At 72.7% G+C, this 2,783-nt stretch carries 2 protein-coding genes; both read right to left on the reverse strand.

Annotated elements, in window-relative coordinates; translation table 11 throughout:
* On the reverse strand, positions 1-2,271 hold a 2,271-nt coding region (locus tag ABD848_RS24745; RefSeq protein WP_344977581.1), incomplete at its 3' end, for a type I polyketide synthase.
* Positions 2,271-2,783, reverse strand: a 513-nt coding sequence (locus ABD848_RS24750) for a class I SAM-dependent methyltransferase (RefSeq protein ID WP_344977584.1), incomplete at its 5' end; no start/stop codon positions are given. The genes ABD848_RS24750 and ABD848_RS24745, both read right to left, overlap by 1 nt.

Consider the following 2,783-nt stretch of genomic DNA (forward strand, 5'->3'; position numbering starts at 1 on the left):
TCCGGTGGTGGGGGTGGTGGTGACGGTGGAGACCATCGCCACGTTGCCTTCTTGGGGCCGCAGGCCGGTCAGGGCAGCGGCAAGCCCGGAGAGGTACTCATCGAGCAGCGGGCTGTGGGCGGGTGGGCTGTGGGGGATCGGCCGGGCCAGCACCCCGCGGGCCTCCAACTCGGTGCGCAGGGCGGCCAGCGCTTCGTGCGACCCGGTGAGGATGGTGTGGCCGGGCCCGTTGTCGGCAGCCACCGTCACCCGGCCCTCGGTGCGGGAGGTGAGGCGTTCGGCCTCGGCGCTGTCCAGGGTGGTGGCCAGCAATCCGCCGTGGGGGGTGGTGTGGGCGAGCACGCGGCTGCGGGCACACACCAGGCGCGCCGCGTCGTTCAGGGTGAGGGCGCCGGTGGTGTGGGCGGCGGCGACCTCGCCCAGCGAGTGGCCCACCACCGCCTCGGGCACCACCCCGCGCGAGCGCCACAGCTGGGCCAAGGCGACCTGGACGGTGAAGGTGGCCTGTTGCACCTGCGCCACGCCCTGAGGTTCCTGGCCGGGGGTCCAGGGCACGTGGCCCTCGTAGTGGGCCAGGGCGGCCTGCACCTGTTCCACGGTGGCGGCGAAGGCGGGGAAGCGGTGGGCCAGCACGGCGCCCAGGGCCGGTGTGGCGGCTTGGCCGGGAAAGACGAACACCACCGGCCGCTCAGGGTGGGCGTGGTGGGGGCCGATCAGGTGGGGGTGGGGCCGCCCGGCGGCTAGGGCGGCCAGCGCCTCCCGCGCGCTCGGGGGCGTGTCGGCGATGACGGCGGCCCGGTGGGCAGGGTGGTCGCGGCCGTGGGTGGCCAACGCGGCCGTGGCGGCCAGGTCGGTGGGCTCGTCGAGGTGGTCGGCCCAGGTGCGGGCGGTGGCAGCCAGCCCGGGGGCGGTGGTGGCGGCCAGCGGCAGCACCACCGGTTGTTGCGTCCCGGTGTTTGTCTCGGCGCGGCTTCCTCGGGGGGAGGGGCGGTGGGGTGGGCTGGTGAGGATGGCGTGGGCGTTGGTGCCGCCGTAGCCGAAGCTGGATACTCCGGCGATGCGGCGGCGGTGGTGGGGCCAGGGGCGGGTGTCGGTGATGACCTGTAGTGGCAGGTCGGCGATTGCCGGGCGCGGTTGGGTGTGGCCTATGGTGGCGGGGATGTGGCCGTGGTGAATACTCAGTGCGGTTTTGATGGTTCCGATGAGGCCGGCGGCGGCTTCGGTGTGGCCCAGGTTGGATTTGACCGAGCCGATCCACAGCGGATGGTCGGGCGTGCGGGCGAAGGCGTCGGCCAGGGCGGTGGCTTCCACGCGGTCGCCGGCGCGGGTGCCGGTGCCGTGGGCCTCCACATAGTCCACCCGCCCCGGGTCGATGCCGGCTGCGGCGTAGGTCTCGCGCAGCAGGGCGGCTTGGGCTTGGGGGTTGGGGGCGAACAGGCCGCCCCGAGAACGGCCGTCGGTGTTGAGGTGGCTGCCGCGCAGCAGCGCATGCACCCGATCCCGCCCCGGAGTGGTTGCGCCCCAGGGGGTGAGGATGAGGGCGGCCACGGCTTCGCTGCGCACATAACCATCGGCGGCGGCGTCGAAGGGGGCGCACCGTCCCTGGGTAGAGAGGACGCCGCCGTCGTGGAAGGCGCGGGTGATCACCGGATTGGCCAGGAGGTTGACTCCGGCCACGATCGCGGCCTCGATCTCGCCGATTGCCAGGGCGTGGCGGGCCTGGTGCAGTGCGGTCAACGCACTGGAACAGGCGGTGTCGACGGTGAGGGCGGGGCCGTGCAGGTCGAGCGCGTGGGCGAGGCGGGCGCTGAGCATGCTTGCCCCGATCCCGCCCGCGGCCAACATGCCGGGCTGCTGCCCGGGTGCGAAGGCCAGGGTGGCGTGGTCGGGCGCGGCAGCGCCCACATATATGCCGATGCGGCGCCCGGCGATCGATTCCAGCGACCAGCCGGCGTCGTAAAGCGCTTCGACGACGACTTCGAGTAGCAGGCGTTGTTGGGGGTCCATGACGGCGGCCTCTTCGGCCGAGATGGCGAAGAAGGCGTGGTCGAAGCCCTCGACGTCGTCTAGCGCGCCGGCGTGCCAGGGCTGCTCGGGCCGATCCTCAACCGCCAACAGGTCGCGCATCGCCTGCCAGCGGTGTGCCGGGATCGGGGCGACCGCCTCGCGGTCTTCCAGCAGGAAGTTCCAGAACCGGGCCGGGCCGTGCACGTTGCCGGGCAGGCGGCAGCCGATGCCGACCAGGGCGGGGGTGGAAGCGGGCAGACTCATCAGACTCGTGCCTCCCAGAGGGCCACGCAGCCGAAGGTGCGCAGCCGTACCTGGGTGAAGTGCTCCCGCAGCAGGTGGTGGAGGTCGTCGCTGGAGTCGTGGGCGTTGAAGAACACCCCGGCGGCGTTGTAGCGCTCGATCAGCCGGCGGGCGCGACGCCCCATGTGCACGTTGGTGCCACTGGGCACGATGCTGGCGCCCAGAAAACACCCGCCGGGGGTGAGGACCCGGTGGGCCTCGGCGAACAGCGGGTCGAGGTCGGCCAGGCTTGTGCGTTTGATGGCGTGCAGGGTCATGACCGCGCTGGCCGAGTCCACACTGTCATCGGCCAGCCCCGACCAGGGGGCCAGCGCATTCTGGTGGTGGGTGTGCAGCCTGAACCGGCGGCCCAACGCGTGGGCGGCGATGGCCAGGCAGGCGGGGTTGACATCCAACAAATGCACCGTACGCACCGGGCTCCAGCGGGGCAGGCGGTGGGGGAAGTAGCCGTTGCCCACCCCCACCTCCAGATG

This window comes from Salinactinospora qingdaonensis (assembly GCF_039539445.1).
In the GTDB taxonomy this organism is placed as follows: domain Bacteria; phylum Actinomycetota; class Actinomycetes; order Streptosporangiales; family Streptosporangiaceae; genus Salinactinospora; species Salinactinospora qingdaonensis.